Consider the following 15,590-nt stretch of genomic DNA (forward strand, 5'->3'; position numbering starts at 1 on the left):
CGGCCACACATAAAGAAATCCCCGGCTGCGGGCTGCAGCCGGGGATTTCTTTATGTGCTTCGGGAACTACAGGACGTCCGAGAGGAAGCCCTTGAGGCGGTCCGTTGCCGGTGCGGTGAAGATCTGCTCCGGCGGCCCGGATTCCACAACCACTCCGGCGTCCATGAACGTCACGGTGTTCGAGACGTTGCGGGAGAAGCCCATTTCGTGGGTCACCACCACCATGGTCATGCCCCCCTTCGCGAGGTCGGCCATCAGCGCCAGGACTCCCTTAACAAGCTCGGGGTCCAGCGCGGAGGTGGCCTCATCAAAGAACATCACCTCCGGCTTCATGGCAAGTGCCCGGGCGATGGCAACGCGCTGCTGCTGGCCTCCGGAAAGGTTTGCCGGGCGGGCATCGGCCTTGTGCCTCAGGCCCACCAGGTCCAACTGCTCCAGGGCCTCGGCGCGTGCCTGCTCCTTGGAGAGTTTGCGCAGCTTCCGCAGCGCGAGGGATACGTTGTCCACCACGGTCTTGTGCGGGAACAGGTTGAACTGCTGGAACACCATGCCGATCCGTTGCCGCAGCTCGTCCGGGTTGTCCTTCAGGACCGAACGGCCATCCAGGAGGATGTCGCCCTGGTCCGGCTCGATCAGCCGGTTCATGACGCGCAGGAGGGTGGACTTGCCCGACCCCGATGGGCCGATCACCGAGGCAGTGGTGCCCTTCTCCACGTGCAGGTCGATGCCGCGGAGAACATGGTTGTGGCCGAAGGAGAGGTGCAGGTTCTTGCCGGTCAGGGTTCCGGAAGCGAATTCCGTCATGCCTGTGCCCCCTTGCCGATAGGTGCTGCCAGCTCATCCGGTTCCTTCTTTTCCGGCTTGCCGGTTCGCAGCCGGTGGTCGATGAAGTTCACGAAGTGGGTGAGCGGGACGGTCAGGATCAGGTACAGCACACCTGCGGCCACCAGCGGAGACAGGTTGCCGGTGTTGGCCATCGCGTCGTTTCCGATCCGGAAGATCTCCCGGTCCGAGGCGGCAAGCCCGAGCATAAACACCAGTGAGGAATCCTTCAGCAGCGAGATGAACTGGTTTACCAGGGCGGGAAGGACCCGCCGGATTCCCTGCGGCACCACCACGAGGCGCATGGAACTGCCGTAGCTGAAGCCAAGGGCCCGGGAGGCCTCCAGCTGGCCCTTCTCCACACTCTGGATGCCCGAGCGGAAGATCTCGCCGATGTAGGCGGCCGCGATCAGCGTCAAGGCCAGGATGCCCAGGGGGTAGGGGTTCCTGGATCCGGTGATTTCCCGGGCGATGGGACTGAGGCCAATGCCGATGACCAGGATCACCAGGATGGCAGGGAGGCCCCGGAAGATATCGGTGTAGATGCGCGCCACCCAACGGGCGCCCGCGTTGCGGGAAATCCCCATCATGGCGAGCCCGAGCCCCAGCAGGGAGCCGAGGATGCCGGAGGCGACGGCCAATATCAGGGTGTTGGGCAGGCCCACCATGAACAGGGCGGGAATGACTTTGGCCATTTCCTCCCAGTTGAAGAAGGTGTCAGCCAGCTGGTCCAAGAGATCCATGAACGTCCCGGCTCAATCAGCTCTGGGGAACCGTGGCGGCCTTGCTGCCCGGCTTCCAGTCAGAGGGCATCTCGCGGTCCGGGTACCATTCCTTGGTCAGCTTGGTCCAGGTTCCGTCGGCGATGACAGCGTCAAGGCCGGAGTTCAGCGCGTCGATCAGCGGCTGGTTGTCCTTGGCCACCGCGTAGGCAGTGAAGTTCTGCGTGTTGACGACGGATTCGACGATCGCGGTGCCGTCGCCTTCCTTCACCTGGCCGCTGGCCTGCTGCGACGGAGCCACCCAGGCGTCCACCTGGCCGTTGCGCACGTTGGCGTAAACCGTGGCGTAGTCCGGGAAGCGGATGGGTTCCATCTTCAGGGTATTGGTCACGTAGTCGTCCTGGACGGTGCCCTGGACGACGCCGATCCGGAGATCGTCCTTAAGGTCGGCAAAGCCCTTGATGCCGCTGTCGGTCTTGGCAACCACGGCCATGAAGCCGAAGTCGTAGCCGTTGGTGAAGCCGACGTTCTGGCGGCGCGCGTCCGTGGTGGAGATGGAGGAGGATCCGACGTCGAACTGCTTGGTGGAAACCTGGGAAAGCAGGGCGGAGAAGTCCGTGGCAACAAACTCGACCTCAAGGCCGAGCTTGCCGGCGATGGCCCGCAGCAGCTCGTTGTCGTAGCCGGTGAACTTGCCCGAGGGGTCAATGAAGATGTTCGGCGGGGCGTCCGACAGGGTGCCCACCTCAAGCTTGCCTTCGGTGTTCAGGCCGAGCTTGGTCTTGTCGATCTGGTCAATCGGGGTGACGGTAGCGGTGGTGTACTTGTCCAGCGTCTGCTGGTCGCTGCCGGCGAGGGCGTCCGTGGGCGTGCCGCTCGGCTGGGCTGATCCTGAACCGCACGCTGCCAGGGAAACCGCGAGGGCGATTGCCACGGGAGCGGTTGTCAGCCACTTCATCGCTTTGATTTTCATCAGTCTGTCGCTTTCATTGAGTCATAAGTCAACCGGGCCGCAAGGCTGCGCTGGTGGCGCCTGGCACCTGCCCGAGGCTGTTCAAGCACTGCATGGCAGGGGTGACCGCAAAACTTTATTGTCTCACTTCAGTGTTTGGCGGCCGTGAGGCGAACAAGTGCTGGCTCTGAAGGCAAATAATCGAAGGAACTTTCGTATAGGCGCTGATGGCCCTCATACTGGAGTCCTGCGGCCCCGTGCGGACGAATCCTTGAGTCCCTCACCGGCCCCGTTGTGTGAGCAGTGCGACTGTGAAATATCTCTCGCCGTGGCCCTGCCGGAGACGGTCCCGGTCAGAAGCCGGCCGTAGTGGCGTCCTGCGGCGGAAGGACCGGCCAGTCACCTTCGATGACGGCAGCGGGCTTCGTCTTGCGGAGATAGTCCTGGAAATCGGCTGCCTGGCTTACTGCCCACTCGACCTGCAGCTGGTGCAGCTGGCTGGCCGGCATGCTGAGTTTGGGAAACTTGCCGGCCATGGCGTCCAGGACCCTCAAGGTGGCCAGGGCATCAGCGGCCGACGTATGGGCGTTGTCCAGGACCACGCCGTATTCCTCGCACAACGCCGTGAGGGTCCGCTTGCCCTTCCGGTAGCGGTCCACCTGCTTGTTCATGATGTACGGGTCCAGGACCGGGAAGCGGGTCAGCTGAGGGACCCCGTACCGGGCCGACTCCGCAGCCAGCACCGTGAAGTCATAGCTGGCATTGAAGGCGATGACGGGGGTCCCGTCGTCGAACAGTCCCTGCAGCACGGCCGCAACCTCCCGGGTCACTTCGTGGGCAGGCCTGCCCTCACGGCGTGCCTGTTCGGTGGTGATGCCGTGCACATCACTGGCCTCGGTGGGTATCTCTACCCCGGGATCCGCCAGCCACTCGTGTTCCTGGATGACGTCGCCCGTGTGGTCCACCACCGTCACCGAGGCGGTGACGATGCGTGCAGCCCGGGAGTTGCGCCCTGTGGTTTCGAGGTCGAAGGCTGCGCGGGGGAGGGTGTTCCAGGTGCTCATGCTTCAACGCTAAAGGGCACCACCGACAATTCCGTGGAACGCCACTGCGGCTAGATTGGATCAATGCGGATTGAGTATGTGGAGGCGGTGCTGGCCATTGTGGAACTGGTGCCCGCCGGATCCGCCGTCGCGTATGGCGACGTCGCCGAGCTGTTGGGTTCAGGCGGGCCAAGGCAGGTCGGCACGGTCATGAGCCGCTACGGGAGCGGAGTCCCCTGGTGGCGGATTCTCAAGGCGAGCGGCCACGCACCGGACGGACACGAGGCTGAGGCCCTCCGCCGCTACCTGGCCGAGGGCACACCCCTGCTGGGCGCCTACCTCGACTTCCAGCGGACCGGCGAGGGGCGCTGGCGGGTGGATCTTTCGGCCGCCCGCTGGGCGCCAAGCGATGCCCAGTTCGACAGGATTGATGTGGTCGCCGGGATGCTGGAGCGGCGGCTGCACAGATTGTCGGCGGCCGATGATGGAATGTCCCTGTGACAGTAACCATGCCCCTCACCGGCCCCCTTGACGAATCCCGGGATGGCTCCGCGGACGGCCCCGCGCGTCATTCCGGTGAACCCGCCGGCCCGGGAGACGGCCGTACGCCCCCGCGGCAGGCCGGAGCTGCAGGAACCGGCCTGCGGCTGCTGCCGCCCCGCCAGGTGCATGTCGTGGCGCCCCTGCTCTCCGCCGACCAGCAGGCGGCCGTCGACGTCCCCCAGGGAACAGGGCCGGTTTTGCTGCCCGGCGCTCCGGGAACTGGCAAGACCACCGTCCTTGTGGAGGCCGCCGTCAGCAGGGTCACCCGTGACGGCGTGGATCCCGAGCGGATACTGATCCTGGCGCCCAGCCGCCTGGCTGCCGATGCCATGCGGGACCGCTTCACGGCCCGGCTGGACAGGAGCCTGAGCACCACTCCCGCGCGGACCTGGGCCTCCTACGCCTTTGACGTGATCCGGCGTGCCAAGGCGGAAGGGATCCTTCCCCTGTCCCGGCCGCCCAGGCTCCTCTCAGGCCCGGAGCAGGACCTCATCATCAAGGAGCTCCTTGAAGGCCATCGCCTGCCCGGCCTGGAGCTTCCCTGGCCCGCCGACATTGAAGGTGCCCTGGAAACCCGGGGCTTCCGGCAGGAAGTCCGGCAGCTGTTCGACCGCATCATCGAGTCGGGCCGTACCCCCGGCGACCTGGTAGGGCTGGGACACGAGTGCCGCAGGCCTGACTGGATCGCCGCTGCGTCCCTGTACGCCGAGTACCGGGACGTCCTGGACCTGCGGATGCCTGAGGCTTTCGATCCGGCCGGCATCATCACGGCAGTACGGCAGATTTTCCAGGACTCTCCCGGCTTCCTGGCGGCGGAACGGGACCGGCTGCAGGTGATCCTGGTGGACGACATCCAGGAAGCCAACCCCGCAGTCTTTGAGCTCTTGGCCGACATCGCCGGCGGGAAGGACTGCTACGTGGCGTTTTCACCGGACACTGTGGTGCAGGGCTTCCGCGGTGCCAGGCCCGACCTCGTGGCAGAACTGCCCGGGCTGCTGTCGCCCGGTGCACCCGTGGCGGAGCGTCCACTGCGGTACGCCCACCGGCAAGCGCCCGCGGTGGCCGAAGCCTGGCTTGGAGTGGCCGGGCGGATTTCACAGCGCGCGGGCGGGCAACTGGCCCGGCGGCTTGACCAACCCGACCCTGATCAACCCGACGACGCCAGGCCCCAAGGGGCAGTGGAAGCACACCTTGTTCCGTCCGCCGTGCACGAACTGCGCTACGTTGCCCAGCGCATCCTGGACCAGCACATCAACCACGGGCGCGACCTTGCCGAACTCGCGGTGATCGTGCGCAACGGCGCCCAGGTGAGCGAGTTCCAGCGTTACCTATCGGGCCAGGGGATTCCTGTGCGGGTCCCGGTGGCGGAGTCCGCGGTCCGGGACGAAGTGGCAGTGCGCCCGCTGCTTGATGCCTTCGCGATTGCACTGGATCCCGCGCTGCTGACCCCGGAAGCCGCAGTATCCCTCCTGACCTCCCGGATCGGCGGTGCCACATCGATCGAGCTCCGCCGGCTGCGGCAGTCGCTGAGGAGGGACGAGATCCTGGGCGGCGGAGGCCGGACCAGCGACGCCCTGCTGGTTGAAGCATTGCTCGAACCCGGCGCACTGGAAACGCTCGGCATCGAAGGCCGTGCCGCACGCCGGGCAGCACGCATGATCCAGGCGGGCCGCCACGCCGCTGCGCAACCTGGCGCCAACGCCGAATCAGTGCTGTGGGCACTCTGGGATGCCACCGGACTCGCCGGTTCCTGGACGGAAACCGCCCTTGCCGGCGGTCCGCACGGCGCGCGTGCGGACCGGGACCTGGATGCCATGATGGCCCTCTTCCACACCGCGGAGCGTTACGTGGACCAGATGCCCGGGGCCGGCCCCGAGCAGTTCCTCGAGTATCTCCTGAACCAGGAGCTTCCCATGGACACCCTCGCTGCCCGTGCCCAGGTGGACGACGCCGTGGAACTGTTGACTCCAGCCAGTGCGGCCGGGCGGGAATGGCCGGTGGTGATAGTGGCGGGCCTCCAGGAAGGTGTGTGGCCCAATACCCGGCTCCGCGGCGAACTTCTGGGAAGTACGCTGTACAGCGACGCGGTGGAACACGGGCCGGGGTACGCCCTGCAGCGTGATCCCCTGAGCCGGCTCCGCGACATCCGGTATGACGAACTGCGAAGCTTTTCCACTGCGGTCTCCCGCGCCCGCGAACTGCTCGTATGCACGGCTGTTTCCTCCGAGGATGACCAGCCGTCCTCCTTCCTGGACTACGTTATGCCCCTGGAACCGGGCCAGGAGGGCCGTCCGTTCACGGCAGTGCAGCGGCCCATGGCGCTGCGGGCCCTTGTTGCCGAACTCCGGCAGCACGCCCAGCTGGACGGCGGGGATGCTCCGCAGGCGGATGAGGCGGCCAGGGTCCTCGCCCGGCTGGCAAAGGCTGACCCGCCGGTGCCCGGCGCGCATCCGCAGAGCTGGTGGGGCCTTCTTCCGCTGACGTCGGCGGCAGCGGTGGTTCCGCCTGGCGGTACCGTCTTTGTCTCACCGTCAAAAGTCGAGACCGTGCAGAAATCCCCGCTTGACTGGTTTATCCAGGCCGCGGGAGGCGAAGCTGCCACTGACTTCGCCCGCAGCCTTGGCACCCTGGTCCACGCCATTGCCCAGGACCTGCCGGATGCGTCCGGCAGTGAGTATGTCGCAGAACTGGTCCGGCGCTGGCCCGCACTGGGAATGAAGGACAACTGGGAGGGCAGGCTGGACTTCCAGCGTGCCGAGTCCATGGTGCGCAAGCTGGCACAGTATGTACTCCTCATGCGAAGCGAAGGCCGAAGCCTGCTCGGAGTGGAACAGGATTTCGACGTCGCCCTCGGAAAGGTTCCTGTCGATGATGCTCCCGCCCGGGACGCTGTCCTGCGCGGCCAGGTGGACAGGCTTGAGGTGGACGCCGAAGGCAGGCTGGTCATCGTGGACCTCAAAACCGGAAAACGCCAGCCCGGTAAGGGGGAACTGTCACGGCATCCCCAGCTCGGCGCCTACCAGGCCGCGGTGCTCGCCGGGGGCTTCCAGGACCGACCGGACAGCCCCGCCGCTCCGCTCCCTGGCGGTGCCGTCCTGGCCCAGCTCGGCACCGGGGCAAAGAATCCCGCCATCCAGCATCAGGACGCAATAGACCCTCAGGAGAACTGGGCGATGGACATGGTGAAGGATGCAGCCGCCGTAATGGGAGGCACCACGTTCGAAGCACGGCACGATCCCTCGAAGGGAAGCCATGGCGGCCACGGCTGCAGGCTCCCCGAGGTGTGTCCGCTGTGCGTGCGCGGAAGGCAAGTGACCGAATGAGGCCGGACATGCAAAACTCCCCGACTGCCCTCTCCGCCCTTGCCCCGGTTTCCGGGCCCGGCGGGGATGCAGGGCCACCCCCGGAGCCCCGCTTCAGCCCCGAGGAGCTTTCGGTGCTCCTCGGGGAGAAGAACGTTCCTACCCCCGAGCAGTCGGCCATCATTTCGTCGCCGCTCGCGCCGAGGCTGGTCATTGCGGGGGCGGGATCCGGCAAGACAGCCACCATGGCGGACCGGGTGGTGTGGCTCGTGGCCAATGGCTGGGTCCGTCCCGAGGAAGTGCTGGGCGTGACGTTCACCCGGAAGGCAGCAGGTGAACTCGCCTCGCGCATCAGGGGAAAACTGGCCGCCCTCCAGCGCGTGGTTGTCCAGGATAGAGGTGTCCAGGACGGCGCCGACGCGGACAGCGGGGGCAGGGTGTTCCAGCACGGGCTGCTCAGCAGTGATGCGCTCGAACCGAAAGTTTCCACCTACCACTCCTTCGCCAGCGGCATCGTCTCTGACTATGGGCTCCGCCTTGGAGTGGAGCGGGACGTGGTCCTGCTGGGCGGCGCGCAGGCCTGGCAGTTGGCCAGCGAGGTCGTGGAGGGTTACGACGGCGAGTACGGGCATTTCCGCGCCGCCAAGTCCACGCTCGTGAAAGCAGTCATCCAACTTGCCGGTGAATGCGCCGAGCACCTCCAGGAACCCGAAGACGTCGAAGCCTGGCTGATGGCGCGGCTGTCCGACTTTGAGTCATTGCCGTATCTCGCCACCAAGAAAAGGAACGCCCCGCAGGCAGCGGCTGACCTCGCCGGCATGTTGAGGACCAGGGCAAGCGTGGCGGACATGGTTGCCCGGTACGCGGCGGCGAAGCGGGCCCGGGGAGCACTTGATTTTGGCGACCTGGTGGCCCTTGCCGCCCGCGTGGCGCAGGACGTGCCTTTGGCCGCCCACATGGAACGGCAGCGCTACAAAGTGGTCCTGCTCGACGAGTTCCAGGACACGTCCCACGCCCAACTGGTCCTGTTCTCCCGGCTCTTCGGCGGCGGGCACGCGGTGACCGCCGTTGGCGACCCCAACCAGTCGATCTACGGTTTTCGCGGTGCGTCGGCAGGCCAGTTGTTCCATTTCGTGCGCGAGTTCCCCGTGTGGAAAGGGAGGCCAGGACATGGGACAGAGCCAACCGGGGCGGAGGGCACCCCGGCAGGGGGAATGGCGGAAGGCGGGGCCAACTGGGCTCCCGCGCCGACGTCGTACCTGACAACGGCGTGGCGGAACGGACGGTCCATCCTGGCCGCTGCCAACGTGATGTCTGAATCCCTGGCCCGGTCAGCGGCGCAGCGCGGACCGGCGGGCGGGGGAGGGCCGGCCGCGCCCAAGGTGCCGCCGCTGCAGCCGAGCCCGTATGCGGCAGCGGGATCTGTGGTGCTGGGGCGGTTCGGAAGCGATGTGGATGAAGCCTCAGCGCTCGCCGATGACGTCCTGAAGTACCGGGTGACGGATTTCGAGCTGAATCCCGACGGTTCGCCGGTTCCGCCCGCCATCGCCGTCCTTTGCCGGCGGCGCGCACAAATGGAGCCCATCCGGCGGCAGTTGGAGGCCCGAGGCATTCCCTACGAGATAGTCGGACTGGGCGGACTCCTTGATACCCCCGAAATCGTGGATCTTGTTGCCACCCTGCGTGTCCTCGCCGACCCCGGCCGTTCCGATGCGCTGATGCGCCTGCTGGCAGGGGCGCGTTGGCGGATCGGCCCCGCAGATCTGATGGCCTTGCGGGACTGGTCCAGCCAGCTTGCCCGGCGTCGGGCCCAGGCTGGACGGGGCGATGACCAGCTTCCGGATGACGGCCCGGCCGTCCTCGAAGGCGACCTTACCGACGGTGCCAGCCTGGTGGAGGCATTGGATTGGCTGCCCCGGGAAGGATGGACCTCATCGAACGGCAGGTCCCTGACCCCCGCTGCGCGGGAGCGGATGGTCCGGTTCTCCGCGGAGCTGCGTCAGCTCCGGGGCTACCTTGGGGATGACCTCACCACCCTGCTCGGGGAGGTGGAAAGGGCCATGCTCCTTGATATCGAGGTTGCCGCCAGGCCCGGCATCAGCATCCATCAGGCGCGCCGGAACCTCGATGCCTTCCAGGATGCCGCTGCCGGGTTCCTGCGGACGTCCCAACGCGTGGACATCCTCGCCTTCCTGTCCTGGCTGGAGGCTGCGTCAGCAGAAGAAAACGGACTGGAAGCACCACCGGGCGACGTCAACCGGGAGGCCGTGCAGCTGCTTACGGTCCATGCTTCCAAGGGGCTGGAATGGGATGTCGTTTTTGTTCCGGGACTGAACGCCAAGGACTTCCCCAGCGACCGCGACTCACGCTGGAGCAGCGGGTCCGCAGCCTTGCCCTGGCCGCTGCGCGGTGACCGGGCAGACCTTCCCCAGTGGGACCTCGACCAGCCTGACCAAAAAGGCTGGCTGGATGCGGAAAAGGACTTCAAGGCAGCTGTCCAGGCCCACGCGGAATCGGAGGAGCGCCGCCTGGCCTACGTGGCGTACACCCGGGCCAAGCATGTCCTGTGGGCGTCCAGCGCCGCCTGGGTGGGGTCCAGGTCGGGACGGGCGGAAATGTCGCCATTCCTGGCAGAGCTTGAAACTCTGGCCGCCGCCGCAAGCGAGGGCACGGCGCCGGCCGTCATCCATCCGCGCTCAGTGGAGGAGTCCGCACTGCCTGAGACCAGTCCGCTGACGCTCGATACTGAGGTGGCCGGCTGGCCGTACGATCCCCTGGAGGGGCCGGTGGACCCCCGCACGGGGGAGCGCCTGCGCTTGGCAGGCGGCCGGAGGCGCGCTATGGAAACCGCGGCTGCCCGGGTGGCGGCGGCGCTGGAGGACGCTCCCCGCGCGCGGACAGCTACCCGGGAGCCCGAACTTACAGGGGTTGCCGCCGGGTGGGCCCGGGAAGCAGCCTTGTTGCTCGAACGCCGGGCGAGGAGGTCTTCAGCCAACGACGTCCACCTTCCCGCCCACATTTCGGCATCCACGCTCGTTGACCTTGGCGAGGACCCGTCAGCCGTGGCCTGGCGGCTGCGCAGGCCCGTGCCCCGGGAACCGGGCATGTCGGCCCGGAAGGGCACGGCATTCCACGCGTGGGTGGAAGAGTACTTTGGCACGGCCGGCATGCTGGACTTCGGTGAAGCGCCGGGCTCGGATGATCACATCGACGCGGCGTACGACCTCGACGCCATGGTGGCCACCTTCCGGTCGTCCCCCTGGGCCCACCGCTCTCCGGCCTTCATTGAGGTGCCGGTGGAGACACGAATAGGGGACGTGGTGGTCCGTGGACGTGTTGACGCAGTGTTCCAGGATCCTGACGGGCGCTGGGACCTGGTGGACTGGAAGACCGGCCGGCGGCCCTCCGGGGACCTGCTCCGGGCCAAGGCCGTCCAGCTGGCGGTGTACCGGCTGGCATGGTCGCGGCTGAAGGGCGTGCCGCTGGAGGACGTGCGCGCAGCGTTCTTCTACGTTGCCGATAACGAGGTGGTGCGGCCCCACGACCTGGGTACAGCAGGCCAGTTGGAGGAGATCGTGGCGGCAGCCCTAGCTTCCCCTAGTCCTTCTTGATGTCGACGATTGAGAGCGCCGCGGTGGAGGTGTCGTCCGGTCCGCCGGTGGACCCTTGGCCGGGGGTCTCCGGCTCCACCGGAAGTGGAGTCACGGCAACCGGAATTTGCGTCACGACGACGGCGGGCTGGGCCGGGACGGGCAGGACGGTGACCGGCGGCACGGCTGCCGGCACGTCGTCGTCGGCCGCCCTGATGCCGGGGACAGCCTCGGGAGCAACGCCCTCATGCCGTACTGCGTCAGGTGCCCCGGCAGCGGGGGCGCCCGGGGCCCCGGCAGCTGCCGCGGGCGGGAGGGGCTCAACGCTGATGGGCTGCCCGCCGTGCTCAGCGATGTCGCTTGCCAGCGTGTCCAGCATTTCTTCTGCCTCGGCAATCATGGAGACATCGCCGGCAGCGATCCCCTTCACCAGGTACTGCGCGAGAGCGAATTCCGCGGAGAGCGCGGCCCGCCGGAGGAGGTGGTTGTCGGGGGTGTCACGGCGGCCGGAGGTGTAGGCCGCCAGGACGGCATCCACAAAATCATGCTCGTTGGAGGCGACCAGCCATGCGAAGTCGTCCGCGGGGTCGCCGATGCGGAGATCGGTCCAGCCGGTCACCGCCGTGACCCGCTGGCCCTCCACCATCAGGTTGTCCTCATGCAGGTCCCCGTGCACGACGCAGGGATTGAAGCGCCACAGGGACACGTCTTCCAGCGCGTGTTCCCAGCGAAGCAGCAGGGCGGGGGGAATCTTCCCGGTGGTGGCTGCCTGGTCCAGCTCATTCAGCCTGCGCTGCCGGAATTCATTCGGGGTGTAGCTGGGCAGGTCCGCGTTGCTGACCAAGGCCCGGGGAAGATCGTGAATGGCCGCCAGCGCGACGCCGATTTCGCGGGCGAGGGCATCCGGTCCAGCCGTGAGTTCTTCGACGCTGCGGGTGCTCCCGCCCAGATGCGAATACACGAAGGTGCTCAGGCTGCCCAGCCGCACACTGCCCGCAACCGTGGGCATCAGAAAAGGCAGCTCAGCCCGAATGCCCGGCGCGAAGGCGCGCAAGACCAGGAACTCGGTTTCCAGCCGTGCGCTGGCCTCGGCATGCCGCGGGGACCTCACCCGCCAGCGCTTCCCCTCCGAATCAAGGAGCAGGGCAGAGTCGAAGTCCGCGGGATCGTCCGGGGCAGAGCTAACGGCCGTCGGGGTCAGTCCGGGGACTGCCGCGGTTGCAACGGCTGCCAGTTCAATCGGTTTTCTTCTCACCATTCCACGGTAGATTGCCTGCCGTCCGGGAGGCCGGTCCGGCGGCGGCGAGTCTTGAGATACCTGCAAATCAGGGGAGGGGAGGTCGGCCGGGAAACGGCCTCGAAATGTCAATTGTCAGCGCCAGTCAGTACGGTGGACCTATGAGCCACGCCGAGTCTGTTACACCGGTCTACCAGGGGCAGCAGGCAATGCTGCCCGCCAACCACCTCAGGGACACGCTGCTCCCTGTCAGGCCGGCGCTGGTGGACCGCGGATCGGCCGAGCGCACGGCTCCCGGAATAGTTGCCAGCCAGCTGGCCAGCCCCGCAACGTTGGCCGTTGTCCTGTCGGGCCGGCAGGGGCTGGTACAGGGCGGCGGGTTGTTTACGGCCGCTGCGGCGCCCCTTCTTGAGGAACTCGCCACGGCAGGCTCAGCCCCGGAACTGGTCATCTTCCTGGGCACCGCCCTCCCGGACTCGGACTTTCCCGCAGGAACCGGGCTGCTGCTGTTTGTCCTGCCGGAGCAGGCGGCTCCGGGAACAGCCGGAATCCCCTCCGACGCCCAGTGGGCCGGTTTCCGCGACGTGGCTGCCGGGCTGACCCCAACCCACACCGCGCTCTTTGTCGAATCAAGTGCCATCGCCAACTGGCATGCCGGCCACACGCATTGTCCGCGCTGCGGGAAGCCCACCGAGGTGGAAGCCGGCGGCTGGGTGCGTCGCTGCCCGGTGGACTTGTCGGAGCACTACCCTCGGACGGATCCCGCCATCATCGTCACGGTCGAGGGCCCTGACGGCCGGCTGCTGCTGGGCGGCGGAGGGCCTGCGGATGCCAGGAACTATTCCACGCTGGCAGGCTTCGTGGAGCCCGGGGAGTCCCTGGAACAGGCAGTAGTCCGCGAGATCTACGAAGAGGTTGGGGTCCGGGTGACCGCGTGCCAGTACCTCGGATCGCAGTCCTGGCCGTTCCCTGCCTCGCTTATGCTTGGATTTACCGCCGTCACCGAAGACTCCGAAGCAACGCCCGACGGCGTCGAGGTCACCAGGGCGCGCTGGTTCAGCCGGGAGGAACTCCAGGAAGCCGTGCTCAGCGGGGAGATCACCATCTCCAGCCGGCTTTCCATTGCCCGCTCGCTGATTGAGCACTGGTACGGCGGACGCATCCAGGACCGGGCCGGGGCCTGACTCCTTTACGTATCCACCAGACTCCAGCACGCGGTAGTCGAGACCAAGAGCAGCAGAAGTGACTACAGAACATATTGACGGGACAGCCTCCCTGGAGGACCGCATCCTTGGCGGCCTGGACGCGGAGCAGCGCGAAGTCGCCAGCACCCTGAACGGCCCGCTGTGTGTCCTGGCAGGCGCAGGGACCGGCAAGACACGCGCCATCACCCACCGCATCGCCTACGGCGTCCACTCCGGCGTCTATTCGCCGCAACGGCTGCTTGCGGTGACGTTCACGGCCCGGGCCGCTGCCGAGATGCGGAGCCGGCTGCGGGATCTCGGGGTGGGCAACGTGCAGGCACGGACATTCCACGCCGCCGCCCTGCGCCAGCTGCAGTTCTTTTGGCCGCAGGCGGTTGGCGGAACGCTGCCCAACCTCCTGGACCACAAGGCACAGATGCTGGCCGAGGCCGCGCGGCGGCTCCGGCTCAGCACGGACAGGGCCTCCATCCGCGATCTCGCCTCCGAAATCGAGTGGGCCAAGGTGTCGATGCTCACGCCGGCCAACTACCTGGAAAATGCCCAGGACAGGGGCGCCCCGGGAGGGTTCGACCTCACCGCCGTGGCCAGGGTCTTCCAGTCGTATGAGGACGTGAAGACGGACCGCAACGTCATTGACTTCGAGGACGTCCTGCTGATCACGGTGGGAATTCTCCAGGAGGACGAGAAGGTCGCTGCCACCGTCCGCGAGCAGTACCGGCACTTTGTGGTGGACGAGTACCAGGACGTCTCCCCGCTGCAGCAGCGGCTCCTGGACCTCTGGCTCGGCGGCCGGGACGAACTCTGCGTCGTCGGTGACGCCAGCCAGACCATCTATTCGTTTACGGGGGCTTCCCCCAAGCACCTCCTGGATTTCAAAGCCCGCTTCCCGCAGGCCAACGTGGTCAAGCTGATCCGGGACTACCGTTCGACGCCCCAGGTGGTCAAGCTCGCCAACGACCTCCTGGCAGGCCGGCGGAGCGGCGGTCCAGTGGCCGACGCCGCCTGGGCAACACCGCTCCAGCTCGTGGCCCAGCGGCCGGCGGGCCCGGCACCCCAGTTCACCGAGTGCGCGGACGATGAAGCAGAGGCAGCCACTGTTGCCCAGAAGATCAAGGCCCTGCTCGACGCCGGCACGCCCGCAAGCGAGGTGGCCGTCCTGTTCCGGACCAACGGCCAGTCCGAGGCGTACGAACAGGCCCTCGCTGCGGCCGGCATCGGGTACCAGCTGCGCGGCGGCGAGCGGTTCTTCGCCCGCAAGGAGGTCCGGGACGCCATCCTGCAGCTTCGGGCCGCAACCCGGGCCGTCGCGGAGACGGATTCCCCCGAGCCGCTGGGGCAACTCGTCCGGGACATTGTCTCGTCCCTCGGCTACACGGACTCCGCCCCCCACAGCGGCGGCGCACTGCGGGAGCGGTGGGAATCGCTGGCGGCCCTGGTGGCGCTCGCCGACGAACTGGTCCAAACCCGGGGTGCCCGGTTTGGCCTGGCCGACTTCGTCAACGAACTACAGGAACGTTCCCTCGCCCAGCACGCCCCCACGGTCCAGGGCGTGACTCTTGCCTCGCTGCACGCGGCCAAGGGCCTCGAATGGGATGCGGTGTTCCTGGTGGGCCTCAGCGAGGGGCTGATGCCCATCTCCTTCGCTGACTCGCCGGAATCGGTGGACGAGGAACGCAGGCTCCTTTACGTGGGAATCACCCGAGCCCGGGAGCACCTGTCGCTGTCCTGGTCCACTGCCCGGACCCCGGGCGGACGGGCAAACAGGAAACCGTCCAGGTTCCTTGACGGGCTGCGCCCGGATTCGGTGGCGACTTCAACCACCCGGGGGAAGGTCACGGTGTCCCGCCGGAAGGCCGCCGCTCCTGCCATGTGCCGGGTCTGTGGAAGCATGCTCGCCACCGGCGCGGAACGCAAGGTGGGCCGGTGCAATTCCTGTCCGCCGAGTTATGAGGAGCAGACCTTCGATGCCCTGCGGAACTGGCGCCGCGAAGTTGCCCTCGCCGCCGAGGTGCCGGCGTTCGTCGTGTTCACCGATGCCACGCTCACGGCCATCGCCGAGGCGCGCCCCGCCTCGCTCGAAGAGCTGGCCGGACTGGCAGGAGTGGGCCCGTCCAAGCTGGAACGGTACGGGGAAGACGTTCTGCGCGTCCTCACGGAAAGCACTTCCCTGTGAG

The 15,590-nt window shown here is 67.2% G+C and carries 10 protein-coding genes; 5 read left to right on the forward strand and 5 right to left on the reverse strand.

Annotated features, from left to right (window positions below; translation table 11 throughout):
* Positions 1–66: 66 nt before the first annotated feature.
* From GK109_RS16785 to GK109_RS16800, 4 genes are all read right to left on the reverse strand, one after another.
* On the reverse strand, positions 67–804 hold the full coding sequence (locus GK109_RS16785; protein ID WP_157241729.1) for an amino acid ABC transporter ATP-binding protein: 738 nt from the start codon (positions 802–804) through the stop codon (positions 67–69).
* Entirely contained in the window at positions 801–1,565 is a 765-nt protein-coding gene (locus tag GK109_RS16790) for an amino acid ABC transporter permease (RefSeq protein ID WP_104998485.1), read from the reverse strand. The genes GK109_RS16785 and GK109_RS16790 overlap by 4 nt, the downstream gene beginning before the upstream one ends.
* Before the next feature lie 16 nt (positions 1,566–1,581).
* Positions 1,582–2,517 carry an ABC transporter substrate-binding protein gene (locus GK109_RS16795; protein ID WP_157241730.1) on the reverse strand — a complete coding sequence of 312 codons (936 nt, stop codon included), beginning with the start codon at positions 2,515–2,517 and terminating at the stop codon, positions 1,582–1,584.
* 332 nt (positions 2,518–2,849) lie between these two features.
* Positions 2,850–3,560: a 3'-5' exonuclease gene (locus GK109_RS16800; protein WP_157241731.1), complete on the reverse strand. Its 711-nt coding sequence runs from the start codon at positions 3,558–3,560 to the stop codon at positions 2,850–2,852.
* Positions 3,561–3,623: 63 nt separating this feature from the next.
* Here GK109_RS16800 and GK109_RS16805 point away from each other — a divergent pair, with 63 nt between their 5' ends.
* The 3 genes from GK109_RS16805 to GK109_RS16815 are packed head-to-tail and all read left to right on the forward strand — an operon-like array spanning position 3,624 to position 10,995.
* Positions 3,624–4,040, forward strand: coding sequence for an MGMT family protein (locus GK109_RS16805; protein ID WP_157241732.1), 417 nt, complete (start codon positions 3,624–3,626; stop codon positions 4,038–4,040).
* Complete coding sequence (locus GK109_RS16810) at positions 4,037–7,405, forward strand: ATP-dependent helicase (RefSeq protein WP_370460654.1); 3,369 nt, start codon at positions 4,037–4,039, stop codon at positions 7,403–7,405. Before GK109_RS16805 ends, GK109_RS16810 begins: the two co-directional genes overlap by 4 nt.
* An 8-nt stretch (positions 7,406–7,413) precedes the next feature.
* Positions 7,414–10,995, forward strand: a complete 3,582-nt coding sequence (locus tag GK109_RS16815) for an ATP-dependent DNA helicase (protein WP_157241733.1) — start codon at positions 7,414–7,416, stop codon at positions 10,993–10,995.
* Here the strand turns inward: GK109_RS16815 and GK109_RS16820 are convergent.
* Positions 10,982–12,229 carry a macrolide 2'-phosphotransferase gene (locus tag GK109_RS16820; RefSeq protein WP_370460655.1) on the reverse strand — a complete coding sequence of 416 codons (1,248 nt, stop codon included), beginning with the start codon at positions 12,227–12,229 and terminating at the stop codon, positions 10,982–10,984. The genes GK109_RS16815 and GK109_RS16820 overlap by 14 nt on opposite strands.
* Positions 12,230–12,372: 143 nt before the next feature.
* Here GK109_RS16820 and nudC point away from each other — a divergent pair, with 143 nt between their 5' ends.
* Both nudC and GK109_RS16830 read left to right on the forward strand, forming a co-directional pair.
* A complete protein-coding gene (gene nudC / locus GK109_RS16825; RefSeq protein WP_157241735.1) occupies positions 12,373–13,395 on the forward strand; it encodes an NAD(+) diphosphatase in 1,023 nt (340 codons plus the stop codon).
* Positions 13,396–13,453: 58 nt separating this feature from the next.
* On the forward strand, positions 13,454–15,589 hold the full coding sequence (locus tag GK109_RS16830) for an ATP-dependent DNA helicase UvrD2 (RefSeq protein WP_323056596.1): 2,136 nt from the start codon (positions 13,454–13,456) through the stop codon (positions 15,587–15,589).
* The last annotated feature ends 1 nt before the right edge of the window (position 15,590 follow it).

It is taken from the genome of Pseudarthrobacter sp. GA104 (genome assembly GCF_009741265.1).
Taxonomy (GTDB): Bacteria; Actinomycetota; Actinomycetes; order Actinomycetales; family Micrococcaceae; genus Arthrobacter.

What these genes read in the sequence shown, in the direction of transcription:
- GK109_RS16790 (WP_104998485.1), bottom strand. Translation starts at nt 1,565, where the DNA reads ATGGATCTCTTGGACCAGCTGGCTGACACCTTCTTCAACTGGGAGGAA.
- GK109_RS16795 (WP_157241730.1), bottom strand. Translation starts at nt 2,517, where the DNA reads ATGAAAATCAAAGCGATGAAGTGGCTGACAACCGCTCCCGTGGCAATC.
- GK109_RS16800 (WP_157241731.1), bottom strand. Translation starts at nt 3,560, where the DNA reads ATGAGCACCTGGAACACCCTCCCCCGCGCAGCCTTCGACCTCGAAACC.
- GK109_RS16785 (WP_157241729.1), bottom strand. Translation starts at nt 804, where the DNA reads ATGACGGAATTCGCTTCCGGAACCCTGACCGGCAAGAACCTGCACCTC.
- GK109_RS16815 (WP_157241733.1), top strand. Translation starts at nt 7,414, where the DNA reads ATGCAAAACTCCCCGACTGCCCTCTCCGCCCTTGCCCCGGTTTCCGGG.
- nudC (WP_157241735.1), top strand. Translation starts at nt 12,373, where the DNA reads ATGAGCCACGCCGAGTCTGTTACACCGGTCTACCAGGGGCAGCAGGCA.
- GK109_RS16805 (WP_157241732.1), top strand. Translation starts at nt 3,624, where the DNA reads ATGCGGATTGAGTATGTGGAGGCGGTGCTGGCCATTGTGGAACTGGTG.